Below are 24,490 nucleotides of genomic sequence, written 5' to 3' on the forward strand. Positions count from 1 at the left end.
TCAGGGGCAGCTGGCCCGCGCCAAGGGCAACCTGCCCTGAACCAAGGGCAACTGCCTCCGCACCGCCGACAACCGCCCCCGCATCAAAAGAAGTCCGGCCGGCCCGGCACCCCGTACCCCTCCACCGTCACCTTCCCCGGCAGCCCCACCGCCGCCCGCGCCGGCGCCGTACCCGCGTCCGGCATCTCCGGCTGTGCGGGCGGTACGGGCGCGTCCTGGAAGGAGACGCCCGGGGGTGCCTGGACCGCCGCCGACTTGCCCAGCGGCGGTGTCGACAGGCCCGCGGCGTCGGGGACTTCGCGGGGTGAACCCCCGCAGGTCCGCGGGAGTTCGGACGGGCTGCGGCGCGTCTCCGCGTTGCGCAGGAAGCAGTTGCCGGCCGGTGTCGCCGTCGACAGGACCAGGTCGGCGCCGTTGCCGGTGACGCGGTTGTCGCGGACGGTGTTGTCGCGCGCCGGATAGCCCTGGACGTCGCTGAGGACGACCCCGGCGGCCCTGTTGCCGCTGATCAGATTGCGCTCCAGCGTGTTCCCGCGCCCGCCGCCGGAGCCGACCCCGATGCCGAAACCGCCGTCGGCCTGCTCGGGACTGCGGCCGTCGTTGTTGTCGGTGATCGCGTTCCCCACGACGATGGCGCCGTGCTGCGGCCCCAGCGCCTCCAGGTCATTGGAGTTGAGGGTCAGCCCGACCCGGTTGCGCGAGACGCGGTTGCCCAGCAGATACAGCCGCTCGGACGCGTTCGTGACCTCCAGGCCGACCGCGTTGTGCTCCATGACGTTGCCGCGCACGACCGTGTCACAGGGCCGGCACTGACCGACGTAGATCCCCGAATCGGCCTGCCCGGAGGCGTACGACCGCTCGATCACGCCGGAGCGCGCGTCGAAGGCGTAGATGCCGTACAGGGCGTTGTTGTACGCCGTCACGTACGACGCCCGGAACCCTTGCAGCGGGGGGAACTTGACGGTGTCCAGCGGGTCGTAGGCCGAGCCGCCCGCGCGGCCGGACTGGAGCTTGGTGTCGGTGACGCCGGTGAACAGGACGCCGTTGGCGAGGTGATTGCGCACGGTCAGGTTCTCGACGGCCGAGCCCGCGCCGGTGACGGTGATCCCGTTGGGCCGCCGGAACTCCCCGTCGATCACCACCGAGCCCCGCGAGGTCCCGCGCAGCACGACCCGGGGCGTCGCCACCGTCACGGCCTCCCGGTACACCCCCGGCGACACCAGCACCAGCCCGCCGGCCCGCACCCGCTCGACGGCCTTCTGCACGGAGGGGGTGTCCTGGGGGACGCGGACGACGGCGGCCGTACCGCCGCCGCCCGGGGCGGGCGAGCCGGGGTCGCGGGCGGCGCACCCGGCGGCACCCAGCGTGACGGCCGCCGCCAGAAAGGCCCGGGCGAGAGTCTGGACAAAGGGAAGATTTCGCACGGGGGCAGATGTACCGCCCCCGGCGGCCGGACAACGGCATCCGCGGGCCGCGACACGCGCCGGACGTCAAGGGCGAGGGCGGTCGACAGGGGCGCTGGTCAGATGATCAGCCCGGCGCCCGCGACGCGCCTGCGCCGTCAGTCCTCCTGCTGCGCCGCCCGCTCGTCGTTGCGCTTCTTGATGCGGGCCGCCTCCTTGCGGACCTCCGCCTGGGTGGCGCGCTCCTTCTCCAGCCACTCGGGCGCCTCGTCGCGCAGGGCGTCGATCTCGGCGCTGGTGAGGGCGTCGGTGACGCCGCCGCGGGCGAGACCGGCGATGGAGACACCGAGGCGGGCGGCGACGACGGGGCGCGGGTGGGGGCCGTTCAGTCGCAGTTCCTGGAGCCAGGCGGGCGGGTTCGCCTGCAACTCGCTCAGCTCGGAGCGGGAGACGACACCCTCCTGGAACTCGGCGGGGGTGGCGGGGAGGTACACGCCCAGCTTCTTCGCCGCGGTGGCGGGCTTCATCGTCTGGGCGGTCGCTTGCGACTTCATGGGGTCCAGACTAAACGCCGCCGGGCAGACCTCCGACCACAGCCGGTAACCTGGCGGCGTGACTGACTCGGCCGACACCCCTTCCTTCCGGCTCGCCTACGTCCCGGGCGCGACCCCCGCGAAGTGGGTGCGGATCTGGACGGAGCGCTACCCGGACGTCCCCCTGACCCTCGTCCAGGTCACCTCGGCCGAGGCCTCCGACGTCTTGCGCGAGGGCACCGCCGACGCCGGCCTCGTACGGCTCCCCGTCGACCGTACGGAGTTCAGCGCGATCCCCCTCTACACCGAGACGACCGTCGCCGTCGTCCCCAAGGACCACCTGATCACGGCCGCCGAGGAGATCACCCTCGCCGACCTGGCCGAAGAGACGGTCCTGCACCCCCAGGACGACGTCTTCGAGTGGGAGCGCCCCCCGGGCGAGCCCGCCTTCGAGCGCCCCGAGACGACGGCCGACGCGATCGAGCTCGTCGCCGCGAACATCGGCGTCCTGATCGTCCCGCAGTCCCTGGCCCGCCTCCACCACCGCCGCGACCTGACCTACCGCACGATCACCGACGCCCCCGGGTCCACCATCGCCCTCTCCTGGCCGGAGGAGGCGACGACGGACCTGGTGGACGACTTCATCGGCGTGGTCCGGGGGCGGACGGCCAACAGCACCCGGGGCCGGCAGAAGGAGCAGCAGCCGCCGGCGCCGAAGAAGAAGCCGGCCGCGAAGAAGCCGGCGCCGAAGAAGACGGCCGCCCGCCGCACGACGGCGGGACCGAAGCCCCGCCGCCGCAAGTAACACCGGTCACGGCACGTACGACGCCCGCTGGGCCGTGGCCACAACGGCCGCCCCGTCGGCGGCAGTCAGCGCCCCCGCACCCACCCACGCGTCCACGACCGCCCGCACCTTCGCCACCAACGCCTCCTTCGACGCGAACGGCGCCCCCGCCCACACCTCGTCCAGCAGCGAACTCCCGCCCGCCGTCACGGGATTGGCCACCCCGGACGCCTGGTTCCCGAACACCACCCGCGGCTCGCTCCGCCGTACATACACATGCGACGGATCAGCGGTCCCCTCGAAGAACGGGGCGAACTCCACACCCCCCAGCGTGAGATGGAGCGGCTTCCCGGCGACCGGCGCGAAGGAGGGCAGCAAGTCCCCGGAGAGCGCGGCGTTCTGATACAGCGACACCGGCAGATACGACGTCGAGGCGCTGCGCGCCACCAAGTTGAGGGGCCCGTAGCACACCGACTGCACCGAGGAGTCGTCCAGCGCCTTCTCCACCCGCACCCGGAACGGCATCTCCACGCGTACGACGTCCCCGTCCCGCCAGCTCCGCGACACCGTGAAGTAGCCGCCCGGCGCCGGACTCCCGCTCACCGCCTGCCCGTTGACGGTGACCCGGAACCCGGCGACCGCCCAGGACGGCACCCGCAGCCGCAGCGCGAAAGCCGCCTCCCTGCCGCGCACGGTGAGCGTCGTGCCCTGCTCCCGGGGGAAGGCGGTGGTCTGCGTGACAGTGACCCCCTGCTCCGCCCAGGTCAGCGTGGAGGCGCTGTAGAGGTTGACGTACAGCGAACTCCCGTCCGGAGCAACGAAGTACACCGAGTCCTGGTACTTGGTCGCGCTCTCCATCCCTGTGCCCTCGCAGCACGTCGTCCCCTGCTTCGGCGTGTAGTCGCGCACCTGCCCCGGCGTGAGCCCGATGAAGTACGTGACCAGCGGCTTCTCCGCGTCGGCGAGGTCCCGCTTGGAGCCGAGGACCTGGTTGAACAGGGTCCGCTCGTAGTAGTCCATGTACTTCGGCTCCTGCGCGTGCAGGAACAGCGCCCGGCTCAGCTTCAGCAGGTTGTACGCGCAGCACGTCTCGGCGGTCGCGTCGCTCAGCGTCCCCGCGATGACGTCCCGCGCCTTCCAGAACTCGCCCGTGCTGGTCCCGCCGATCGCGTACATGCGGTGCGGTACGACCATGTCCCAGAAGTTGCGCGCGGCGTCGAGGTAGCGCCGCTCGCCCGTCGCGTCGTACAGGCGCAGGCAGCCGGTGAAGATCGGGATGTGCTGGTTGGCGTGGAGTCCGTCGAGGACGTCGGTGTTCGCGGCGCACGCGTCGAGGAGCCGGTCGAGGTCGAACAGCCGGGCCAGCGCGAGGTGTTCGGGCTTTCCGGTGAGGTCGTACAGGTCGACGAGCGCCTCGGCGATCCCGCCGAACTCGCCGCTGGAGAACAGCCCCCACATCCGCTGCAAGGTCGCCGCCGGAAGCTTCGACAGCCGCGCGTGCATCCAGTCGGCCATCCCCGAGGCGAGGTCGAGCGCGCGGGCGTCCCCGGTCGCGAGATACGCGTCGAGCAGCCCGCGCAGGATCTTGTGCGCGGTGTAGTAGGGCGCCCACACCTTGGTGTAGTCGCTCGAAGTCATCGTCTCCAGCTGGATGAACTGCGTCTCAGGGTAGGCCGCGAGGAACCCGGGATGGCTCGGCGCACCCCAGGTCCGGCGCAGCGTCCCGGCGAGCCCCCGCCCGGAGGAGTCGGCGAAACTCCCGCCTGACGTCTCGTCAAACGCGTACGAGGCGAGGTCTCCTGAACCCTTGGCGGTCTGAAGTCCCGTGATCTCGGCGGCGGTCAGCGCTCTCGACCACACGTCGAACCCGTCGTAGGCCCCCGCGAACACCGGGTCGCCCGAGTAGTTCGACCGGCCCAGCCAGTTGTTGGCGAGCGTGCCGAGCGCGGCCGGGGTCAGCGTCATCGCCGAATTGCGGCCCACCGCCTGCCCGTTGACGTACAGCGTGCCTGTGCCGCCGCCGATCGTGACCGCCAGGTGGCTCCACTGGTCCGGCGGCAGCGCGGCCGTGCCGTCGATGCCCTGTTCGCCGCCCGCCCCGCCGGTCGTGATCGCGAACCGGGGGACGCCGTTCGCGTTGCGGGCGGCCAGGTACAGGTAACGGGTGGTGTCGTTGCCGAAGTCGAAGACCCGGGCCCAGGTGTCGGCGTGCGCCGGCTTGACCCACGCGGCCAGGGTGATCGCGGAGGCGCCGCCGAGGACCGCCGCCGGCAGGTCGACGTACTGATAAGAGCCGCGCACGTTCTCGGCGGCCGTGCCGAACTTGCCTGCCACGCTGAGGACTTGGGGGTCTCGGCGCAGCGCCGCGCGGGCCTCGGTCAGCGCGCCGACCATGACGCTCATCTTGTCCGCGAAGACCTGGTCATTCGTGCTCGCGAAGCCTTGCGCCAGCATTGTCAGGAAGTGGCCGGTGTAGTGGCCCCGCAGATTGCCGTTGGCCTCCCCGTCCAGGCCCTCCCAGCCGCCGGGCGCGACCGCGCCGAGCGTCGACAGGCCCGCGTTCGCGCGGAAGACCTGGAGGAGTCTGTTCACGTCGTAGCTGCGCGCGTGGTCGAGCATCAACTGCCGTTTCGTGGCGAAGACTCCGGGCGTCAGCGCCACCTTGTCGAGCGGGAAGGGGTGCAGGGACCAGGCGGCGGGGAGCGCGAGCGGGGCGGCCGCCCGCCCGGCCGCGGACGCCGGTCCGGAGCCGGCCGTGCTGGTGACGCCGGACGCGGCGGCGGCGATCATCGCGCTCCTGAGGAGGGTGCGGCGGGAGAGGGGCGGGACCATGTGCTCCTCGATTCTGGGCGGACGCCCGGGCGGGCCCGGTGCGGGGGCCTGCGCGTATGGGGGGATTTTGTTCGGTATTTCGACTTCCGTTCGGTAAATCGTCCAGACGATAGGCAGGGCGCGGCAGCGCGTCAACGGAACGGACGAACAAAGGAACAGAGAGTCCAGTACGGCTACCTGGCCGCCGCTATGTGGCCGCCGCCCGCCCCATCGACTCCACCAGCGGCAGCAGCCGGTACGGCACCCGCTCCCGCAGCGCGACCTCCGTACGGGTGCGCACCACCCCCGGCAGGCTGATCAGCGTCTGGATCACGTCCTCCAGGTGGAGGTTGTCGCGCGCCACGACCCGGGTGAGCAGATCCCCGCCGCCGGTGATCGAGAACGCCTCCACGATCTCCGGTACGGCCGCCAGCGCGTCCCCGACGTCGTCGAGATGGCCCTGGGTGACCTCGATGTGCACGAACGCCAGCACCGGGTGGCCGAGGGCGGCCGGGGACAGTGAAGGGCCGGTGCCAGTGATCACGCCGTCCCGTTCGAGCCGGTCGAGCCGGGCCTGGAGGGTGCCCCGGGCGACGCCCAGGAGGCGGGCGTACTCGCGGACGCTGGTGCGCGGCTGCTCCAGGAGCAGCCGCAGGATACGGGTGTCGAGCTCGTCCACGGACATGCCGCCGACTGTACCAATGGCCCCGCCGATGGCGCACCGGAACGCCGTTCTGCTGGGCCAATGGCACAGCTGTAGAGAGGCCTGTTGAGCCATCGGCGCCCGAGATGGTGTCATGGTCCGGTCGATGGCGCTGCGGAGACCCGCGGCGCCTTTCTCATGTCTTCAAGCGCTCGAAGTTCTTAAAGCGCTTTAAGACGTCTTAAAGCGCTTTAAAAGCGGTGAAGGGGTGGACAGTGCTGAGGAAGGCGTTCACGGCTCCGGACCCGGGGCGTGCGCGGCTGCGGGCCGCGACCCGGGCCGTGCTCGGGATCGGGCTCGCCGTCGCGGCCTGCGCGGCCGCAGGCCACTCGCTGACCGCGGCCGTCGTCGGCGGGCTCGCCGCCCTGCTCGCGCTGTTCACCGTCACCGACGCGACCGTACGCGGCCAGGCCGTCACGACCGCGCTGCTGCCGCTCGCCGGGCTGCCCGTCCTCGCCCTGGCGGCCTGGACCCACGACCGGCCGCTGCTCCGGGACCTCGCGTTCCTCGCGGTCATCGGGGCCGGGGTGTACGCCCGCCGCCGGGGTCCGCGCGGGCACGCGCTCGGCGTCTTCGCGTTCATGGCGTTCTTCGTGACCCTCGTCCTCGGCACGACCCCCGCCCACCTCCCCGAGCTGTACGCCGCCGTCCTGCTCGCCCTCGCCGTCACCGCCGCCGTCCGCTTCGGGCTGTGGTGCTACGAGCGGGGCCCCGCCGCGGCGCAGCCCCCGGCGTTCCCCGGGCTCGCCCAGGTGGCCGCCCGGCAGGCCGCGCAGGTCACCGCCGGCGCCGCGTTCGCCCTGGTCGTCGGGCAAGTGCTGTCCCCGGAGCGCTGGTACTGGGCCGTCGGCGCCACCTGGTGGATCTTCGTCAACACCACCTCGCGCGGCGAGACCCTGGTGCGCGGTTTCCGGAGGGTCGCCGGGACCGTCGTAGGCATCGCCCTGGGGCTGCTCATCGCCGTCCCCCTGAACGGCGCGCCCGTGCCGACGGGCGTGGGGCTCGCGGTCGCCGTCTTCGGGATCTTCTATACGGCCGCCGTGTCCTACACCTGGATGATGCTCTGGGTGACCCTCCTGGCGGAGCTGCTGTACGGCCTCCTGGGGGTGCTCACCCCGCAGCTGCTGGCCCTGCGGCTGGCCGAGACCGGGATCGGCGCCCTGGGGGCCGTCCTGGCGGTCCTGTTCGTGCTGCCGGTCACCACCCACACCGTCACCGACGCCTGGATCCGGCGCGCGCTGCGCTGCGTGCACGCCTGCACCGCCGAGTCCGCCGCGCGGCTCGCGGGCGACGAACGGGCCGACCCGGCGGGCCGCGCGGCGGAACTGGAGACGCTGCTGGGCCGGGTACGGCTCGCGGTCGCGCCCCTGGTCCACCCGCTGAACCCGATGCGGGCCCGCAAGGAACGCGCGCGGCGGGTGCTGGCGCTGCTGGACGTGTGCGCGGGGGAGATCCGCGGGCTGACGGCCGGCGGCACACCGAGAGACGCCCACCTCCACGGCCTGGACCGGGCCCTGGCCGAACTGACGCAGTCGCTGCGGACGCCTTCGGGGTCACCGCTGGGGGCGTGAACCCCGGGCACGGCGAAGGGCCCGCCTCCCATGCCGGGGAGGCGGGCCCTTTCGTGTCGTACGGCGTCCTTGCGAAACTCTGTGTCAGCGGACCTGGGCCGGCGACTGCTGGGGCGTGATGCCCAGGGCCGTCGTGTACTTGGCCAGCGCCAGCTTGCCGATCGCCGGGTAGGGGCCGAGGGCCTCGGCGGCGGCGCAGCCGACCTCCTTGGCGGCCTCCTCGACGAGCACGGCGTCGATCTCCGGGCCGATCAGGTACGGCGCGAGCGCCAGGTGCTGGGAGCCGGAGCCGCGCAGCTGCTCGGCGACGGAGGCGATGGAGCCCTCCTGATCGAGCGCGGCGGCCATCACCGGCACCGCGAGCCGCGCGGCCAGCAGCATGCCGGTGATCCCGGCGGCCTGCACCGCCTCGTCGCCGCCGACGGAGGCGAGGATGATGCCGTCCGCGGCGGTCGCCACGGTGAACAGCCGCGCCCGGTCCGCGCGCGCGAGCCCCGCCTCGGACAGCCGCACGTGCAGCGCCTCCGCGAGCAGCGGGTGCGGCCCGAGGACGTCCGTCAGCTCGGCGGCGACCTTGCTCTCCATCACGGCCTGCCGGACCTGCCGCAGCAGCGAGTTGTCAGGCCCGGCCAGCAGCGGTACGACGACGGCGGCCGGGCCGTCGGGCGCCTTGACGTCGAGACCGGCGGCCACGGCCTGCTCGTAGCGGGCGGTGCGCTGGTCGGCGACGTAGGCGAGGACCGCCTGGAGGGTCGGGTACTCGGTGTCGTCCCCGTCCAGGTAACCGATGTGCGCGTCCAGACCGGGGAGTTCGGAGCGGGCGATGCTCACGATCTCCTCGGCGAGACCCCGGGTGGCATCGCTGGGCGTGCCCGGCACCGCGAGGACGAGCGCGGGCGCGCCCTCGGGAGCCGCCAGGGGCTCGGGTCGGCGGTGCCGCCCGGGCTGGCGGGGGCGCGGCATTCGTACTGGCAGGCCGGACGCGGGCCCAGTGGGGGAGCTCATGGCGCCGCATGTTACTTGCTCGGGGGGCGCCTCTGTTCGGGGAGGGGCTAGGTGAACGGTTCCGTCCGGTTTTGTCCGCGGAGTTACGTACGGATCGGGAGTGATCGGTGTGTTTTCAGGGCCACTTGTCCCAGGCATACCCGATACGTCCCTTGCGGCACGGGAGTTGTACCCGCCCCGTGCCGCCCCTTCTACGGCAGCCGCCAGTCGACCGGCTGACCGCCCTGCCCCACCAGCAGCTCGTTGGCCCGGCTGAACGGGCGGGAGCCGAAGAAGCCGCGGTCGGCGGACATGGGGGAGGGGTGGGCGGACTCGATGGCCGGGAGCTGGCCCAGCAGGGGGCGGAGGTTACGGGCGTCACGGCCCCAAAGGATCGACACCAGCGGCTTGTCGCGGGCCGCCAGCGCGCGTATGGCCTGTTCGGTGACTTCCTCCCAGCCCTGGCCCCGGTGCGCGGCCGGCTTGCGCGGGGCCGTCGTCAGCGCCCTGTTCAGCAGCAGGACGCCCTGCTGGGTCCAGGGGGTCAGGTCGCCGTTGGAGGGCTGGGGCAGGCCCAGGTCCGTGTTCAGCTCGCGGTAGATGTTGATGAGGCTGCCCGGCAGCGGGCGCACCTCCGGCGCGACCGAGAAGGACAGCCCGACCGCGTGCCCCGGCGTCGGATAGGGGTCCTGGCCGACGATGAGGACGCGGACGTCGTCGAAGGGCTGCTGGAAGGCCCGCAGGACGTTCGCCCCGGCCGGCAGGTACGTCCGCCCGGCGCCGATCTCCGCGCGCAGGAAGTCCCCCATCGCGGAGATCCGGCCGGCCACGGGTTCGAGGGCCTTCGCCCAGCCCGCTTCTACGATTTCATGCAAGGGTCGTGGTGCCACGGCGTCACCCTACTGCCGTACACAGGAAGCTGATCAACCGGTGGCCAACACCCGTACGGCCGCTGCTTGTCATGGGCTCCCTTGAGGTTCGTAGGAGTCCTGGCTCATCCGGTCACCGCCGCCCGTACGCACAGCACGTCCGGCAGGTGCGAGGCCAGCTGCCGCCACGTGTCCCCGTCGTCCGCCGAGCCGTACACCTCCCCGTTGCGGTTGCCGAAGTACACGCCCGCCGGGTCCGCGTCGTCCGTGCACAGCGCGTCGCGCAGGACCGTCCCGTAGTGATCGCCCTGGGGCAGCCCCTCCGACAGGGGCTCCCAGGTCTCGCCCGCGTCCGTCGTACGGAAGACCCGGCAGCGGTGTCCGGCGGGGACGCGGTCGGCGTCGGCGTTGATCGGGAAGACGTACGCCGTCCCGCCCCGGTGCGGATGCGCGGCCACCGCGAAGCCGAACGTGGAGGGGAGGCCGGCGCCGATGTCCTTCCAGTGCGCCCCCGCGTCGTCGCTGCGGTACACCCCCCAGTGGTTCTGGAGGTACAGCCGGTCCGGGTCCTGCGCGTCGCGCGTCACCTTGTGCACGCACTGCCCGAACTCCGGGTCCGGGTCGGGCAGGAACACTGCGGAGACACCGGAGTTGGAGGGCGCCCAGCTCGCGCCGCCGTCCGTCGTGCGGAACACGCCCGCCGTCGACACCGCGACCGTCACCGCGCGCGGGTCCCGCGCGTCCGTCAGCACCGTGTGCAGCCCCTCCCCGCCGCCGCCCGGGACCCACTTCGCGCGCGTGGGGTGCTCCCACAGCGGCCGGACCAGCTCGAAGCTCTCGCCGCGGTCCTCCGAGCGGTACAGCGCCGCCGGTTCCGTGCCCGCGTAGACCACGCCCGGCTCGGCCGCCGCCGGGTGCAGCTGCCAGACGCGTTCCAGGGAGGCCTCGGTGTCCTGGGGGAACTTCACGGCCGGTTTCGCGGGCTCCGTCCACGTCCGGCCCAGGTCGTCGGAGTGGAACACCGACGGCCCCCAGTGCGCGCTGTCGCCGCCGGCCAGCAGGCGCGGGACAGGGCCGCGGGTGTCGATGGCGACCGAATAAATGGCCTGCGCGTTGAAGTACGGACTGTCGTCGAACGTCCAATTGCCGCCCCCCTTCCCCCGCCCGATGAACAGCCCCTTGCGGGTCCCTACCGCCAGCAGTACCTCGGTCATCTCCGACACCTCCGCGACGCCTTTGTCCCAGCACCGCCCAGTCTGCACCCCACCACTGACAGTCTCCCTCCACGTGGGTGTCACCGCAGGTCACACCCGGTCGGGCGGAGTTCGGGGGTGCGGTGTCGGCCACATTCCGCAGGACGCCCTGCACGGGTGGCGGCGGCGTGGGACCGTCGTGACGGAGGACTCACTCTGAGCATCCGGGCCTCCGCGTTCGTATGGGAGGTCGCCCTGATGTTCACGCGCTCATGAGGAGGAAGCCTTCGATGGCGTTCCGTGGTCCGGGGACGAGGAGGTGGCGCCGGCGGCGCGACCGGGGTCCGAGGGTGTTGCTGTGGCGCTGGCGGCGCAATCCGCTCAAGCGCCGCTCCGACACGGTCGAGGCGTGGGTGCTGCTGGCCGCCTGGGCGGTCACCGTCGTGACCGGCGTCCTGGGCGGCTGGAGCGCCGCCCACGCCATGGAGAAGGGCCTCGCGCGCGAGCGCGCGGAGTGGCACACCGTCGAGGGGACCCTGCCGGAACACGCACCGGGGACGAGCACCGACGCGACCGGCGCCACCCGATCGGACCAGGTCTGGGCGAAGGTCACCTGGACGGGCCCCGACGGCACCCCGCGCACCGGCCAGGTCCGCGTCGCCGCCGGCAGCCCCCGGGGCACCCACGTGGACGTCTGGACGGACGCCAGAGGCCGCCTCGTGACCGAGCCCACCACCCCCACCCAGGCCCGCCTGCGCTCCGCCTTGGTGGGCACCCTCGCCGGGCTCGTCGCCGCCGTGTTCCCCTTCATCACCGGCCGCCTCACCCGCTCCCGCCTGGAACGGCACCGGGTGGAGCAGTGGGGGGCGGAGTGGGCGCGGTTCGATCCGCTGTGGGGGCGGCGGCAGACGGGGTGACGCGGGTGCCCTTGAGGCCGACGTGCGTTGCCTTGCGGCCGTAGTCCTGGTGGCCGCTCAGACCCCCTCCGCCAGCGCCCGCCCCAAGATCCCCTCGATGTCCGCCCCCTCGGCCAGCGTCCCGAAAGAGTGGCCCCAGTCCCCGTCCAGCCGGCTCGCGCAGAACGCGTCCGCCACGGCGGGCGGGGCGTGGCGGACCAGGAGGGACGCCTGGAGGGTGAGCGCCATGGACTCCACCACCCGGCGGGCCGTCAGCGGGGACGCCGTCGCCAAGGCACGCTCCACGCGCGCGTGGGCCGCGTCCAGGCGGGCGTCCACCCCGCGCGTGTGCGCGAGTTCCGCGAAGTACGCCTCCCGGGTGGCCGGGTCGCGGCTCAGCGCGCGCAGGACGTCCAGGGCGTTGACGTTCCCGGAGCCCTCCCAGATCGACAGCAAGGGCGCCTCCCGGTAGTGCCGGGGCATCCCCGACTCCTCGACGTACCCGTTGCCGCCCAGGCACTCCAGGGCCTCCGCCGTGAAAGCGGGCCCCCTCTTGGTGACCCAGTACTTGCCGACGGCCGTGGCGATCCGCCGGAAGGCCTGCTCGGCGGTGTCCCCGCGCGCGGAGCGATCGGCGGCCCCGGCGAGCCGCAGCGTCAGGGTCGTCGCGGCCTCCGACTCCAGGGCGAGGTCGGCGAGCACATTGCGCATGAGCGGCTGGTCGTAGAGCAGGGCGCCGAACGCGCTGCGGTGCCGTGCGTGGTGGCCGGCCTCGACGAGGGTCTTGCGCATGAGGGCGGCCGAACCCATCACGCAGTCCAGGCGCGTGCAGTTGACCATCTCGATGATGGTCTTCACCCCCTGCCCGGCGGGCCCGACCAGCCAGGCCAGCGTCCCGTCGAACTCCGGCTCGCAGGACGCGTTGGAGCGGTTGCCGAGCTTGTCCTTCAGCCGCTGGATGCGGAACGGGTTGCGGGTGCCGTCGGGCAGCACGCGCGGCACGAGGAAGCAGGACAGCCCCTCGGGCGCCTGGGCGAGGACCAGGAACACGTCGCACATCGGCGCCGACGTGAACCACTTGTGCCCGCGCAGCGTGTACACGCCCGGCTCGGCGGCCGGCGCCGCCGCCGTCGTATTGGTCCGGACGTCCGACCCGCCCTGCTTCTCGGTCATCCCCATGCCCGCCAGCAGCCCGCGCTTGCCGGCGGGCACCCGCAGCCCCGGGTCGTACGCGCGGCTCGTCAGCAGCGGCTCGTAGAGCTTCGCGAGGTCCGGCTGGCGGCGCAGCGCGGGGACGGCCGCGTACGTCATCGACACGGGGCAGCCGTGCCCGGCCTCGGTGTGGTTCCAGACCAGGCCGCCCGCCGTGCGCGCGACATGGGCGCCCGGACGGTCGTCCGCCCAGGCCGAACCGGCGAGCCCGGCCCCGACGGCGGTCTCCATCAGCGCGTGCCAGCCCGGGTGGAAGTCGACCTCGTCGACCCGGTGCCCGTACCGGTCGTGCGTGCGCAGCACCGGTGCGTTGCGGTCGGCCAGCTCGGCCCACTCCTGCGCCTCGGCGCCGCCCGCCAGCCGCCCCAGCGCGCGGATCTCCTCCTCCGCCCACCCGGCGCCCTCCCGCCGCACCCCCTCCAGCAGGGCCGCGTCGGCGGCGGCGTCGTAGGGCACGAGGGGCGGCGGCTGGTTCGTGACGTCGTGCGTGGTGTACGACGGCTGCGGAGCGGGGAGCGGGGTCATCCCTCCATGTTGCGCTTCACTTACGGTTGTCGCAATGCTGCAACACGAGGGAAGAGGAGCCGATGGAGTCAGGAGAGCTGCGCCCGCTGTCCGCGCGGTCGGTGGTGCTGAGTCTGCTGCTCGGCGCGGAGCCCCCCGAGCTGCCGGTGCGCGAGCTGGTCCGGCTCGTCGAGCCGTTCGGCATCGGCGGCTCCACGCTGCGGGCCGCGCTCAGCCGGATGACGGCGGCCGGCGACCTGCGCTGCGCGGACGCCGTCTACGGCATCGGCGAACGGCTCCTGGACCGCCGCGCCCGCCAGGACGCCGCGCTGCACCCGAAGACCCGCCCCTGGACCGGCGACTGGGAGCTCGCGGTGATCACCGCCACCGGCCGCCCCCCGGCCGAACGCACCGGACTGCGCACCGAGTTGACCCGCCTGCGGCTCGCCGAACTCCGCGAGGGCGTCTGGCTGCGCCCCGACACCCTCGACCGCCCCTGGCCCCCGGGCGTCACCGGCGCCACCACCCGCCTGACGGCCCGCCCCGACGACGACCCCGCCCAACTGGCCGCAGCCCTCTGGCCGTTGACGCAGTGGTCGGCCACCGGCCACACCCTCCTCGCCCGCACCACGGGCGCCGCGACCCCCGCCGCCCGCTTCACCGCCTTCGCGGCCGTCGTACGGCACCTGCTCGCCGACCCCGTCCTGCCGCCCGAACTCCTGCCCGGCGACTGGCCCGGCGCGCGGCTGCGGGAGCGATACGCCGAGTACCGGCGGGAGTTCACAGAGCGCGGATGAACCCCCGCCGGCCGTACGCAGCGCTGTGCGGGTGTGCTGCGGCCGGCCGGCGAGGGCGACTCGGGGGATTTCAAAGGGCGTTCAGGGGATGGGCGTCACTTGTAGGTGATGTCCGAGGACGCGTATTTACAGTAAGTCCCGTCCGCCCCGGACCCGTTGGTCGTCGGCTCCTTGCCCGTGCTGTTGCCGATGTACTTCTGGCACGGCACGATCTTCTTGCCGCTGTCCCCGACGATCGTGATCCTCTTCAGGCTCGCGCTGTCGCCGTAGTTGGTGTTGATGCCGACGAGCTTGTTGCCCGAGTACGTCGCCTCGATGGTGTCGAGGTTGACCGTCCGCTTGTACTGCGTCGAGCAGTTGCCGCAGGAGCGCACGAACGTACCGAAGCCCTGCACCGCGAAGTTGGCGACGTTCAGTGTGCCCGCGCCGTTGAACTGGAACACCTTGTCGCTGGCCGAGCGGGCGCCGCCGCCGGAGACGGTGTAGACGTTCGAGGACGACGAGCCGCGGAACGTCGCCGCGTCCTCGCCGACGTCCTCCCACCAGACGTTCTGGAGCGTGCAGCTGCCCGCGCAGTGGATGCCGTCGGCGGCGGGCGCGCCGATGATGACGTTCTTCAGGACCGTCCCGGCGGCCAGGTTCAGGATCGGCCCCTGGTCCTCGTCCTGGCTGTCGGTGCCCAGCGCGCCCGTGCCGTACAGGCGCAGCATCCCGTAGTCCTTGGTGCCCGACAGCGAGATGGTCGCGGAGACGGCCTGGCTTCCGCTGGCGGAGGGCCAAGTGGCGGCGTTCGCGGGGGAGTTGGCGCCACTTAGCGTGATCATGCCAAGTGAGAGTCCGAGTGCGGCGAGCCCGCCGCCTAATCTGCGTGGGGTCATGTGCCTTGTGCCTTCCATCAGTTGGGGGGAGTGGGGGGGGATGCGTGGGGGGAATCAGAGCTTTCCGGCGCCGGCCCCCGCCGTGACCGACGCGACGACGGACGACGCGGGCTCGGCGGTGTAGCCGTACGGCGGCGCGGTGAACGTGCCGGTCTGCGACACCTCGGTCGCGGCCCCGCCGAGGTCGTTGCCGCGCAGGTTGGCGTAGCCGTCGACGTCGCTGTCCCGGCTGGTCGTGACGGCGACCTTCGTGTCGCGGAAGACGTTGTTCTCGACGAGCATCTGCGCGCCCATCCGCGAGTGCACGGCCGTCTCCGCGCCGGTGACGTAGTTGTCGTAGAAGTGCCCGGTCCCGAACCGCAGGCTCGGGAGGCGCGAGTACACGTCGCTGAACAGGTTGTGGTGGTAGCTCACCCTCAAGTGCCCGGTGTCCTCGGCCGAGTTCTTGTCGCTGTGGCCGACGAGCGAGCCCTTGTAGTGGTCCTTGAAGGTGTTCCAGGAGACCGTGACGTAGTCCGACCCGTGATTGATGTCGAGCAGTCCGTCGTAGTAGTCCTTGTCGTGATCCCGGTCCGCCGAGAAGGAGTTGTGGTCGATCCACACCTTCGTCGAGCGCTGCACCTCGATGCCGTCGGCCGGCGCCAGCGGCTTGCTGAGGTTGAGATTGCGCAGCACGACATTGGTGACGTTCTTCAGCCGCAGCCCGCCCCCGGTGAACCCGGAGGCCGAACCGACGCCCAGAACAGTGGTGTTGGACCCGACGTCGACCTGACCGCTCAGCGTGATCAGGCCGTTGACCCGTACGACCTTCGAAGTCGCCCCGGTCACGGCCGACTTGAAGGCGTCCAGGGTGGAGACGGTGACCGCCGAGGCGCTGCCGCCGCCGGTCGTGCCGGCCCCGAACCCGACCGGCGAGGTGTCGGCGGCGACCGCCGGCCCGGGGAGCGCGAGCGCCGCGAGGGCGAGCAGGGCCACGAGGGCCGGTGCGGATCTCTGTGGGGGATGTGCGCGCATGCGGATGTGTCCCTCCGTGAGGGCAGGATGTGCATATGCATGAACGATGTGCGTGGCACTGAACCAAAGATCGGGCGGAGTGTGACCTTGTGGGGCGAACAGTCGGCGGCTCGGTCACATCGCTGAACGGACCGTAGAGGGAAAGCGCTTTCCGGTCAACGGCTCGCGCACGACGTTCCGGGCCGGCCCCGAAAGAGTGTGGGAGCGCTTCCATGGACGGCATGGGCATGCCACCATGCGAACCGAGACCCCCTATCGACCCGCCCCGTCCCGAGCCGCAGACCAGAAGGGACCCGACTCGTGGCCACTCCCAACTCCCCGCGCACGGCGCCGCGTTCACTGCTCGCCGCGCTGGCCGTGCTGCTCGCGGCCATGTTCCTGAACGCCCCGCCGGCAGTCAGCGCGCCGGCTTCGGCAGCCCCCGTCCCGCCCGCCACCCTCACCGAGGTCACCGGCTTCGGCGCCAACCCGAGCAATCTGCGCATGTACGTCTACGCCCCGGCGAACGTCACCGCGCACCCGGCGATCCTGGTCGCCGTGCACTGGTGCACCGGCTCCGGGCCCGACATGTACAACGGCACCGAGTACAAGACCCTCGCCGACCAGTACGGCTTCGTCATCGTCTACCCCTCGGTCACCCGCGCCAGCAAGTGCTTCGACGTGTCCTCCCCGCAGGCCCTGGTCCGGGGCGGCGCGAGCGACCCCACCGGCATCAAGTCGATGGTCGACTGGACGGTCGCCGCCTACGCGGCCGACACCGGCCGGATCTTCGCCACCGGCATCTCCTCCGGCGGCATGACGACCAACGTCCTGCTCGCCGAGTACCCCGACGTCTTCGCCGCGGGCGCCGCCTTCGCCGGAGTGCCCTACACCTGCTTCGCCACCACCGACGGCGCCGAGTGGAACAGCGCCTGTTCGGGCGGCGGCATCACCCGCACCGCGCAGACCTGGGGCGACGCCGTCCGCGCCGCGTACCCCGGCTACACCGGACCGCGCCCGCGCCCGCGCATGCAGCTGTGGCACGGCACCGAGGACGCCGCGCTGAACTACGTCAACTTCGGCGAGGAGATCAAGCAGTGGACGAACGTCCACGGCCTGACCCAGACCCCGGCCGCCACCGACACCCCCGACTCCGGCTGGACCCGCACCCGTTACGGCGGCGCCGGCGACCAGGCCCCGGTCGAGGCGGTCAGCCTCCAGGGCGTCGGCCACAACCTCTACGCCTGGGGCATGGGCGCCCGGGTCCTGCACTTCTTCGGCCTCGACACCGGCACCGGCAGCCCCCAGCCGCCGCAGACCGGCCCCTGCAAGGTGACGTCCAGCGTCAGCGCCTGGAACACCGGCCTGACCAACTCCGTCACCCTCACCAACACCGGCGCCACCGCCCTGAACGGCTGGCAGCTCGGCTTCACCCTGCCCGCGGGCCAGACCATCACCAACGGCTGGGGCGCCACGTTCAGCCCGGCCGCCGGAGCGGTGACGGCGGCCAGCGTGTCGTACAACGCTGCTCTCGCCGCCGGGGCCGGCGTGACCATCGGCTATCAGGCCGACCACACCGGGAACGCCGCCGCGCCGGGCGCGTTCACTCTCAACGGGAGTGTGTGCAGCTGAAGTTGATTGATCGTCAGGGCCGGGTGCCGTCCGTGGCGCGGGGGGTGTCCGGCTCCGTCTCGCCGCATACAAACCGACCGTGTGACCAATGATCCGTACGCGTGCCGGGGATTATCGGTGCGCGTGTCCGTTCGTATGGAATGTGATCATGCGGTTACGTTGCGTATGTGCTAGAAGCATCGTTTCTTAATCTTTCTGATCGCTTTGCCGAGGACGCGGCGGTGTCCGTGCGGCCCGCGTGGGAGGTGCGGGAGGACGGGGGCGCGACCTCCTGGTACACCGTCCGGCTCGACTTCCCCGACCTCGCCTGGATCGAGGTGCTCGCCGTCGTCACCGAGGCGGGCGTGTCCGTCGAGGACGTCCGCGCCCAGCCGGCGCTCTCCCTCGTCGACCTCACCGTCGTCGCCGACTGGATCGAGGGCCCGCTGTGCGAGGTGTGCGGGGTCGAGGAGCCCGGGAGGAGTTCGCGGCGGGCCCGTTCCGCCTGGCCGCGCGGCGCGGAGGGGTGCCGGCTGGTCGCCCAGGAGTACCGCGCCGCCCAGGAGGGGGGCACCGATCCTGTCGTCGCGGTGATGGCGGCCACCGGGCACAGTCGGCGCCGGTCGCTGGGGCTCATCGCGCAGGCGCGGAACCTGGGGTTCCTGACGGCGCGTCATGTGCGGGGCTGAGTAGGGCACTTGGAGGGGGCTGGCCTCCCTCGCGTCAGCCGGCCCGCTTTCCCCCGCCTCACCCGTCCAGCATCCCCCGCATCCGCGAGATCTCACTGGTCTGCTGCGCCACCACGTCGTCCGCCATCTCCTCGACGCGGATGTTGTTCCCCTGCGCCTTCACCTCGCCGGCCATGGTGATCGCCCCCTGGTGATGCGTGATCATCAGGGTGAGGAAGAGCTGGTCGAACGCCTTGCCGCGCGCGGCGCGCAGCTGCTTCAGCTGGGCCTCGGTGGCCATTCCGGCCATGGTCGTGTGCCCCGCGTGCCCGCCCGCCCCGGTGGGCTCGCCGTACGACTTCAGCCACGCCTCCATCGCCTCGATCTCCGGCCGCTGGGCCGCCGCGATCCGCGCGGAGAGTCCCTTCACGGACGCCGACTCGGCCTGGTCCGGGGCGAGTTCGGTCATGGTCAGGGCCTGGGCGTGATGGACGATCATCATCTGCGCGTAGGTCACGTCCGCCGAGTTGGGGGTGTCGTCCTCGGCGCGCTGCCGGGCCGCCTCCTGCGGTGAGAGCGTCTTGTTCTCCTCGCCCGGTTTCCCCGGCACGATCACCGCCGGGCCGCCGCTCGCCACGCCCCTCGGCCCGTCGTCGCCCGGCCCCGAGCAGCCCGCGCCGGCGACCGCCAGCAGCACGGCGGCGGTGACCAGGTACGTACGGCGAGAGGGCACAACTTCCTCCTGTGGCTGACGAGTTGAGAGCTGCTTGAGACCGTCCTAGCACGAATCTGTGCCCCGCCGATCGAAAAGTTATGTGACGAGCTTGTTGCCATCTGTTGGTGTGGGCATGACTAAGACCATACTTCGGGAAGCGTTGACCCGTTCCTGATCGAACGGCGACGAGGGAGGACGCAGTGACCCTGCTTCACGGAAAGACCGCACCCCGCACGCGGCGCAGACGCCTGGGAGCCGTCGTGGCCGCCGCCGGGCTCTTCACCGCGCTGCTCACCGCGGGCCCGGCCGTCGCGACCCCCGACCCCGGGGACGCGCCCGCCGCGGAGCGCGGGGTGTCACAGAAGGCACAGAACGAGGCCGCCGCGGCGATCGCCGCCGGCGAGATACCCGGCAAGGACGAGATCGTCCACTCGGCGAACATCGAGCACGTCGCCAACGTCCCCAAGAACGCGCTCCAGGGCACCAATTCGGACCTGGCCTTCCAGGGCAAGTACGCGTTCGCCGGGAACTACGACGGCTTCCGGATCTACGACATCAGCAACCCGAAGGCGCCCAAGTCGGTCGTCGAGGTGCTCTGTCCCGGCTCGCAGAACGACGTCTCCGTCTCCGGGAACCTGCTGTTCCTGTCCACCGACTCCTCGCGCAGCGACAGCAGTTGCAACAGCACCACCCAGCCGGCGACCGAGAAGTCCTCCTGGGAGGGCATGAAGGTCTTCGACATCACCGACAAGAAGAACCCCCGGTACGTGGCCGCCGTGGAGACCGCCTGCGGCTCGCACACCCACACACTGGTGCCCGAGCGCAAGAACGTCTACATCTACGTCTCCTCGTACTCACCGAACGCCGCCTACCCCGACTGCCAGCCCCCGCACGACGGCATCTCCATCGTCAAGGTGCCACGCAACGCCCCTGAAAAAGCGGCCCTGTTGAACTTCACCGTGCTCTTCCCCGGTGAGGGCCCCGACGGCGGCGGCAACCCCGGCGCGCCCACCAACCCGGGCGTCTCCAAGACCACCGGCTGCCACGACATCACCGCCCTGCCCGAGCTGGACCTCGCGGCCGGCGCCTGCATGGGCGACGGCATCCTGATGTCCATCAAGGACCCTGAGCGTCCGAAGGTCATCGACCAGGTACAGGACAACGTCAACTTCGCGTTCTGGCACTCGGCGACCTTCAACCAGAAGGCCAACAAGGTCGTCTTCACCGATGAGTTGGGCGGCGGTGGCGGCGCCACCTGCAACGCGGCGACCGGACCGAACCGGGGCGCCGACGGCATCTACGACATCGTCGGCAAGGGCGACAAGCGCAAGCTCGTCTTCCGCAGCTACTTCAAGATCCCGCGCCTCCAGGCCGACACCGAGAACTGCGTCGCCCACAACGGCTCGCTGATCCCGGTCAAGGGCCGCGACATCATGGTCCAGGCCTGGTACCAAGGCGGCGTCTCCGTCTGGGAGTTCACCGACTCCGCGCACCCCAGGGAGATCGCCTACTTCGAGCGCGGCCCGCTCTCGACCGACGCGCTCTCGTTCGGCGGCACGTGGTCGGCGTACTACTACAACGGCCACATCTACTCCAACGACATCACCAAGGGCCTCGACGTCCTGAAGATCAGCGACCCGCGCACGGACCCGGCGAAGCGGATCCGCATGAACGAGCTGAACGTCCAGACGCAGCCTGATTACTTCGGCTGAGCCGGCGGGCGACTCGGGCCGGGCGACGGCGACTTGAGACAGGCGCCGCCAACTCGGGCCGGTCAAGGATGACTTGAGCCGGACGACGGCAACCCGGTCCAGGCCGAGGCGACTTCCCCTGAACGCCGGCTACTCGGACCGGGCCCCGGCCTCCGCCCCCGTCTCGAAGAAGCGCGACAGATCCGGGTCGCACGTCCCGCCGGGCACCTCGGTGTCCGGCGGGACACCCTGCTCCCAGTCCAGCCCGTACCGCGCGAACAGCTCCGCCCGCAGCGTCACCAGCGGCATCGGCACCCCGGGCAGCACCATCGCGTACACGGCCCCCATCAACTGCGTGCGCAGCAACGGGTAATCGGCCTCCACGTCCCGCGAACCGTGCCCGGCGACCGTCTCCCGCAGCAGCTCCGCGAGCCGCCGCTGCTCGGGACACTGCACGAACCCCTCCGCGTCCAGCAGTCCCGCCATGTGCTGGCGCATCAGCACCGTACGGTCCCGGGCGAGCCCCAGCAGCGCGTCGACGGCCCGCGCCATCCGCTCCCGCCCGTCCGCCGTGAACGGCTCCCGCTCCAGCGCCTCTTGGAGCGTCCGGTGCATGAGCCGGTGCACGGCCGACTGCACGAGCTGCCGCTTGCCGGGAAAGTAGTACGACACCAGACCCCGCGCCGAGCCCGCCCGGTCCGCGATGTCCCCGAGCGTCGTCGCGTCGTACCCCCGCTCGCCCACCAGCTCCAGCGCCGCCCTCAGCAGCCGCTCCCGGGAACGCCGCCGCAATTCCTCATTGACCGATGCGCTGCGCGGGGACATCCTGTAACTCCTGCGTTGACTGGCTGGCAGCCAACTATAATCGACGCAGGCGGTCCCGCCCTCGTGGCCGGGGCCTGGCAGGCCGTCCGTCTCGGGCGAAACGGGGGATCGTCCGAGACGGCCGGCTTTTTATTTGACGAAGTGTCAACTCCCTGGTTCAGGGCACCAGTTGCAGCACCGGCCGCAGTCCCGCGGGCCGTTCGTCGACCGGCAGATGGTCCACGAAGTGCACCTGGCAGCCCAGCGCCGCCGCCCCGCCGTCCGCCGTGCGGTCGTCACCGACCATGACCGTCTCGGCCGGCTCGGCCCCGACCGCGTCGCACGCGATCCGGAACAGCTTCACGTCGGGTTTCTGGATGCCGTACTCGTACGACAGGACGTACGCGTTGATCAGCGGATCGAGCCCGTGGGTACGGAACACCGGCCGCAGGTCCCAGCCGATGTTGCTCACCACGCCGATCCTGATCCCCCGGTCGCGCAGCGCCCGCAGCACCTCGGCGGCGTCCGGGTACGGCGCCCAGGCGGCCGGGGTCATGTGGCGGAGGTAGAGCGCGTCATGGAGGCCCGGAGCGGGCAGCGGGACCTGGCGGGAGACGCCGGTGTACGCGGCCCGGTGCGCCTCGGAGCTGGAGTCGCGCACCTCCCACGCCCCGGTCAGCTCCGCGGGCAGCCGCGCCGGGAAGGTCCCGCCGGGCTGTGCGCCGACCTCCTCCAACGCACGTGCGTGAGCGGTCAGTTCGGGCTCGGGCAGAGTGATTCCGGCCTCGTGGAGCACCGCGCGCAGCCAGTCGCCGGCGGGCTCGATACGGAAGAGGGTCCCGGAGAAATCGAAGAGTACGGCAGCCATGCGCTGGACTCTACCGGCCTATTTGTCCAGCACAGGGCGCTTTGGCGGGAGTGCGATCGCAGGGGAGTGCCGCGTACGGCAAGGGAGTTCCGGCCACACCGCCAGACGGTCGCGCGATCTCCTTACGGCGGCGGTCAGTTGGGGATGATCGGGGGTCAGCGCCGTACGGCCGGGTCGCCCAGCCACTTGCGGTGCGCGCCGATCGCCAGGGCGACGAGGGCCGCTCCGAGCAGCCAGCCGCCCAGGACGTCCGTCGGCCAGTGGACGCCGAGCCAGACGCGGGTCAGGCCGACGCCCAGGACCGAGACGACGGCTGCCGCCAGCGCCGTACGCCATATGAGGGAGGAGGGGGCGTGCACGTGCAGGAGCCGGAGCAGGAGGCCCAGGGCGACGGTCGCGGTGAGGGCGTGGCCGGAGGGCCAGGCCGCGTAGTGGGCGGAGTCGAGCGGGTCCGGCCAGACCGGGCGGTCGCGGCCGACGGCGCTCTTGAGGCCCTGCTGGACCAGCGTCCCCACCGCCGAGGCCGCCGCCAGCCACAGCGCCGTCCACCACGCCTGATGCCGCCACACCAGCCATATCGCCGCCGCCCCCAGCAGCAGCCGCATCGTCAGCGGGTCCCACACCCAGTCCGTCAGCACCCGGCTCGCCCGCGTGAGGGCCGGCGAGTCCACCGCCCAGCGGTGCGCGGCGCGCGCGATCTCGCCGTCCGCGTCCAGCAGGGGTGGCCACTTAGCGGCGACCAGGGCCATCAGCAGCGCGGACAGGGCGGCCAGGGTGAGGGCCAGGCGGAGGGGGGTTCGGGAGTGGGGTGGGGTGGCGAGGGGTGGAGCCGTGTGGGGTGGGGGGCGCATGCGGGTCCTGGGGGCGGAGGGGCGCTGGTCGTCGTAGGGGCCGGTTGTCACTTCTACGTCCGGCGGGGGCGGAAGGTTCCCGTCTGGTGCGGTCGTTTCGCCCCGGGTCCTACGGCGGCCGGCGTGCCTCCGCCTCCCCTCAGCCCAGCGCGTGCAGTGCCGGGACCAGGGTGACCAGGACCGGGACGACCGGGACCAGGGTCGCGACCGCCGTCAGGCGCAGGCGGTGGGCCGCGGTGAGGCGGTCCGGGGGTGTGAGGAGGCGGTGGACGCGCTGCCTGAGGTGGGTGTGCGGGGTCGGGGCGGGGCCGAACACCCCGCGGTCCTCGTTGAGTTCGACCAGCGCGAGGGCCGTGGTCAGCCGGCCGAAGCGGCGCGAGGCCATGTCGTCGGCGGAGAGTTCGACGAGCCGGTGCATCTCCGCGCGGAACGCCGCGAACACCGGCACCTGCGGGAAACCTCCGGCGAGCGCCCCGGACGCGTGCAGCAGCCAGTCGTGCCGCGCCAGCGCGTGCCCGCGCTCGTGCGCGAGGACGGCGTCCAGCTGACGCCCCTTCAAGCGGCGCAACGCGGCCGTCGTCACGACGAGTTGGGGCGTCGCCCCCGCCAGCCACCAGGCGTCGGCCCGCTCGCCCTCCAGGACGACCATCCGGTCGGGCCGCTCGCCCGGCAACAGCGGTGCCCGCAGCCGGAGTTCGGCCCGCCGCAGCTGCCGGCGCCTACGCGCGCGGGAGACCTCGCGGACCAGCATCGCGCCGGTCCACAGCCCGCCGCACGCCAGCGACACCGCGAGCGCAGCCGCCCAAGGGCCGCTCGCACTCAGGGCGTACGCCTCGACGACCGCGCGCGGCGCCGGGGCGAAGACGTGCCCGCGCACCGCCTGCCAGGCCGCCGCCGCGCTCAGCGTCATCGACAGCGCGCAGCACAGCAGCACCGCCGCGATCGCGCACTGCCACGCCCACAGCGCGACCACCGGTTCACGGTCCGGCCAGTCGGCCCGCGCCAGCAGGCGCGGCGCCAGGACGGCGGTCAGGGAGCCGAGCAGGAGCAGGACCGCGGGGACCATCATGCCGAGCACCTTATGAGCGGGGCCGCGCTCGGCGGGCACCCCCGTACGGCAATGTGACGCAGGACACGATTGGGATCGCTTC

Annotated in this window: 22 protein-coding genes; 7 read left to right on the forward strand and 15 right to left on the reverse strand. The window is 72.1% G+C overall.

What is annotated here, in order from left to right; translation table 11 throughout:
* Window positions 1-83: 83 nt before the first annotated feature.
* A complete protein-coding gene (locus ACYUD3_RS23390) occupies window positions 84-1,424 on the reverse strand; it encodes a right-handed parallel beta-helix repeat-containing protein (RefSeq protein WP_470972941.1) in 1,341 nt (446 codons plus the stop codon).
* A gap of 137 nt (window positions 1,425-1,561) precedes the next feature.
* Window positions 1,562-1,957 (reverse strand): DUF5997 family protein, encoded by a 396-nt coding sequence (locus ACYUD3_RS23395; RefSeq protein WP_470972943.1) that lies wholly within the window; start codon window positions 1,955-1,957, stop codon window positions 1,562-1,564.
* 58 nt (window positions 1,958-2,015) lie between these two features.
* Here ACYUD3_RS23395 and ACYUD3_RS23400 point away from each other — a divergent pair, with 58 nt between their 5' ends.
* Window positions 2,016-2,741 carry a LysR family substrate-binding domain-containing protein gene (locus ACYUD3_RS23400; RefSeq protein ID WP_470972945.1) on the forward strand — a complete coding sequence of 242 codons (726 nt, stop codon included), beginning with the start codon at window positions 2,016-2,018 and terminating at the stop codon, window positions 2,739-2,741.
* A gap of 6 nt (window positions 2,742-2,747) precedes the next feature.
* Here ACYUD3_RS23400 and ACYUD3_RS23405 read toward each other — a convergent pair whose 3' ends face one another.
* The gene (locus ACYUD3_RS23405; RefSeq protein WP_470972947.1) at window positions 2,748-5,552 is read right to left on the reverse strand and encodes a beta-L-arabinofuranosidase domain-containing protein; all 2,805 of its coding nucleotides are present in this window, start codon (window positions 5,550-5,552) and stop codon (window positions 2,748-2,750) included.
* Between the two features lie 187 nt (window positions 5,553-5,739).
* Entirely contained in the window at window positions 5,740-6,216 is a 477-nt protein-coding gene (locus ACYUD3_RS23410; protein WP_470972949.1) for an Lrp/AsnC family transcriptional regulator, read from the reverse strand.
* A 233-nt stretch (window positions 6,217-6,449) separates the two neighbouring features.
* Between ACYUD3_RS23410 and ACYUD3_RS23415 the strand changes: the two genes are divergently transcribed.
* The gene (locus ACYUD3_RS23415; protein ID WP_470972951.1) at window positions 6,450-7,805 is read left to right on the forward strand and encodes an FUSC family protein; all 1,356 of its coding nucleotides are present in this window, start codon (window positions 6,450-6,452) and stop codon (window positions 7,803-7,805) included.
* An 84-nt stretch (window positions 7,806-7,889) separates the two neighbouring features.
* Here ACYUD3_RS23415 and ACYUD3_RS23420 read toward each other — a convergent pair whose 3' ends face one another.
* The 3 genes from ACYUD3_RS23420 to ACYUD3_RS23430 all read right to left on the reverse strand — a co-directional run bounded on the left by ACYUD3_RS23420 (window position 7,890) and on the right by ACYUD3_RS23430 (window position 10,872).
* Window positions 7,890-8,810 (reverse strand): sirohydrochlorin chelatase, encoded by a 921-nt coding sequence (locus tag ACYUD3_RS23420; protein WP_470972953.1) that lies wholly within the window; start codon window positions 8,808-8,810, stop codon window positions 7,890-7,892.
* 191 nt (window positions 8,811-9,001) lie between these two features.
* Entirely contained in the window at window positions 9,002-9,679 is a 678-nt protein-coding gene (locus ACYUD3_RS23425) for a uracil-DNA glycosylase (RefSeq protein ID WP_470972955.1), read from the reverse strand.
* Window positions 9,680-9,783: 104 nt separating this feature from the next.
* Window positions 9,784-10,872, reverse strand: coding sequence for a WD40/YVTN/BNR-like repeat-containing protein (locus ACYUD3_RS23430; RefSeq protein ID WP_470972956.1), 1,089 nt, complete (start codon window positions 10,870-10,872; stop codon window positions 9,784-9,786).
* Window positions 10,873-11,141: 269 nt separating this feature from the next.
* Here ACYUD3_RS23430 and ACYUD3_RS23435 point away from each other — a divergent pair, with 269 nt between their 5' ends.
* A complete protein-coding gene (locus tag ACYUD3_RS23435) occupies window positions 11,142-11,768 on the forward strand; it encodes an Rv1733c family protein (protein ID WP_470972958.1) in 627 nt (208 codons plus the stop codon).
* 57 nt (window positions 11,769-11,825) lie between these two features.
* On the opposite strand, the gene ACYUD3_RS23440 is transcribed toward ACYUD3_RS23435, so the two are convergent.
* Window positions 11,826-13,484 (reverse strand): acyl-CoA dehydrogenase family protein, encoded by a 1,659-nt coding sequence (locus ACYUD3_RS23440; protein ID WP_470972961.1) that lies wholly within the window; start codon window positions 13,482-13,484, stop codon window positions 11,826-11,828.
* 62 nt (window positions 13,485-13,546) lie between these two features.
* Between ACYUD3_RS23440 and ACYUD3_RS23445 the strand changes: the two genes are divergently transcribed.
* Window positions 13,547-14,260, forward strand: a complete 714-nt coding sequence (locus tag ACYUD3_RS23445) for a PaaX family transcriptional regulator C-terminal domain-containing protein (RefSeq protein ID WP_470972963.1) — start codon at window positions 13,547-13,549, stop codon at window positions 14,258-14,260.
* Window positions 14,261-14,355: 95 nt separating this feature from the next.
* On the opposite strand, the gene ACYUD3_RS23450 is transcribed toward ACYUD3_RS23445, so the two are convergent.
* Complete coding sequence (locus tag ACYUD3_RS23450; RefSeq protein WP_470972965.1) at window positions 14,356-15,084, reverse strand: pectate lyase; 729 nt, start codon at window positions 15,082-15,084, stop codon at window positions 14,356-14,358.
* A 108-nt stretch (window positions 15,085-15,192) separates the two neighbouring features.
* Entirely contained in the window at window positions 15,193-16,152 is a 960-nt protein-coding gene (locus ACYUD3_RS23455) for a pectate lyase family protein (protein ID WP_470972967.1), read from the reverse strand.
* Window positions 16,153-16,452: 300 nt separating this feature from the next.
* Here ACYUD3_RS23455 and ACYUD3_RS23460 point away from each other — a divergent pair, with 300 nt between their 5' ends.
* Window positions 16,453-17,763, forward strand: coding sequence for an extracellular catalytic domain type 1 short-chain-length polyhydroxyalkanoate depolymerase (locus ACYUD3_RS23460; protein ID WP_470972968.1), 1,311 nt, complete (start codon window positions 16,453-16,455; stop codon window positions 17,761-17,763).
* 221 nt (window positions 17,764-17,984) lie between these two features.
* Window positions 17,985-18,431 (forward strand): DUF6214 family protein, encoded by a 447-nt coding sequence (locus ACYUD3_RS23465; protein WP_470972970.1) that lies wholly within the window; start codon window positions 17,985-17,987, stop codon window positions 18,429-18,431.
* A 58-nt stretch (window positions 18,432-18,489) separates the two neighbouring features.
* Here the strand turns inward: ACYUD3_RS23465 and ACYUD3_RS23470 are convergent, their stop codons facing one another.
* Complete coding sequence (locus tag ACYUD3_RS23470) at window positions 18,490-19,143, reverse strand: DUF305 domain-containing protein (protein ID WP_470972972.1); 654 nt, start codon at window positions 19,141-19,143, stop codon at window positions 18,490-18,492.
* Between the two features lie 188 nt (window positions 19,144-19,331).
* On the opposite strand from ACYUD3_RS23470, the gene ACYUD3_RS23475 reads away from it, so the two are divergent.
* Window positions 19,332-20,837, forward strand: coding sequence for an LVIVD repeat-containing protein (locus tag ACYUD3_RS23475; RefSeq protein ID WP_470973248.1), 1,506 nt, complete (start codon window positions 19,332-19,334; stop codon window positions 20,835-20,837).
* 129 nt (window positions 20,838-20,966) lie between these two features.
* Here ACYUD3_RS23475 and ACYUD3_RS23480 read toward each other — a convergent pair whose 3' ends face one another.
* The 4 genes from ACYUD3_RS23480 to ACYUD3_RS23495 all read right to left on the reverse strand — a co-directional run bounded on the left by ACYUD3_RS23480 (window position 20,967) and on the right by ACYUD3_RS23495 (window position 24,408).
* Complete coding sequence (locus ACYUD3_RS23480) at window positions 20,967-21,641, reverse strand: TetR/AcrR family transcriptional regulator (protein ID WP_470972974.1); 675 nt, start codon at window positions 21,639-21,641, stop codon at window positions 20,967-20,969.
* Window positions 21,642-21,798: 157 nt separating this feature from the next.
* Window positions 21,799-22,488, reverse strand: coding sequence for an HAD family hydrolase (locus tag ACYUD3_RS23485; protein ID WP_470972976.1), 690 nt, complete (start codon window positions 22,486-22,488; stop codon window positions 21,799-21,801).
* A 155-nt stretch (window positions 22,489-22,643) separates the two neighbouring features.
* The gene (locus ACYUD3_RS23490) at window positions 22,644-23,339 is read right to left on the reverse strand and encodes a phosphatase PAP2 family protein (protein ID WP_470973251.1); all 696 of its coding nucleotides are present in this window, start codon (window positions 23,337-23,339) and stop codon (window positions 22,644-22,646) included.
* A 139-nt stretch (window positions 23,340-23,478) separates the two neighbouring features.
* Window positions 23,479-24,408, reverse strand: coding sequence for a M56 family metallopeptidase (locus ACYUD3_RS23495; RefSeq protein WP_470972978.1), 930 nt, complete (start codon window positions 24,406-24,408; stop codon window positions 23,479-23,481).
* Window positions 24,409-24,490: the final 82 nt, after the last annotated feature.

The organism is Streptomyces sp. AMJ-169 (assembly GCF_055597585.1).

Bases quoted from the DNA above. Each gene is read 5' to 3' on its own strand.
- ACYUD3_RS23490 (WP_470973251.1), bottom strand. From the start codon at position 23,339: ATGCGCCCCCCACCCCACACGGCTCCACCCCTCGCCACCCCACCCCAC.
- ACYUD3_RS23450 (WP_470972965.1), bottom strand. From the start codon at position 15,084: ATGATCACGCTAAGTGGCGCCAACTCCCCCGCGAACGCCGCCACTTGG.
- ACYUD3_RS23485 (WP_470972976.1), bottom strand. From the start codon at position 22,488: ATGGCTGCCGTACTCTTCGATTTCTCCGGGACCCTCTTCCGTATCGAG.
- ACYUD3_RS23495 (WP_470972978.1), bottom strand. From the start codon at position 24,408: ATGATGGTCCCCGCGGTCCTGCTCCTGCTCGGCTCCCTGACCGCCGTC.
- ACYUD3_RS23435 (WP_470972958.1), top strand. From the start codon at position 11,142: ATGGCGTTCCGTGGTCCGGGGACGAGGAGGTGGCGCCGGCGGCGCGAC.
- ACYUD3_RS23480 (WP_470972974.1), bottom strand. From the start codon at position 21,641: ATGTCCCCGCGCAGCGCATCGGTCAATGAGGAATTGCGGCGGCGTTCC.
- ACYUD3_RS23420 (WP_470972953.1), bottom strand. From the start codon at position 8,810: ATGAGCTCCCCCACTGGGCCCGCGTCCGGCCTGCCAGTACGAATGCCG.
- ACYUD3_RS23455 (WP_470972967.1), bottom strand. From the start codon at position 16,152: ATGCGCGCACATCCCCCACAGAGATCCGCACCGGCCCTCGTGGCCCTG.
- ACYUD3_RS23405 (WP_470972947.1), bottom strand. From the start codon at position 5,552: ATGGTCCCGCCCCTCTCCCGCCGCACCCTCCTCAGGAGCGCGATGATC.
- ACYUD3_RS23395 (WP_470972943.1), bottom strand. From the start codon at position 1,957: ATGAAGTCGCAAGCGACCGCCCAGACGATGAAGCCCGCCACCGCGGCG.
- ACYUD3_RS23430 (WP_470972956.1), bottom strand. From the start codon at position 10,872: ATGACCGAGGTACTGCTGGCGGTAGGGACCCGCAAGGGGCTGTTCATC.
- ACYUD3_RS23445 (WP_470972963.1), top strand. From the start codon at position 13,547: ATGGAGTCAGGAGAGCTGCGCCCGCTGTCCGCGCGGTCGGTGGTGCTG.
- ACYUD3_RS23440 (WP_470972961.1), bottom strand. From the start codon at position 13,484: ATGACCCCGCTCCCCGCTCCGCAGCCGTCGTACACCACGCACGACGTC.
- ACYUD3_RS23410 (WP_470972949.1), bottom strand. From the start codon at position 6,216: ATGTCCGTGGACGAGCTCGACACCCGTATCCTGCGGCTGCTCCTGGAG.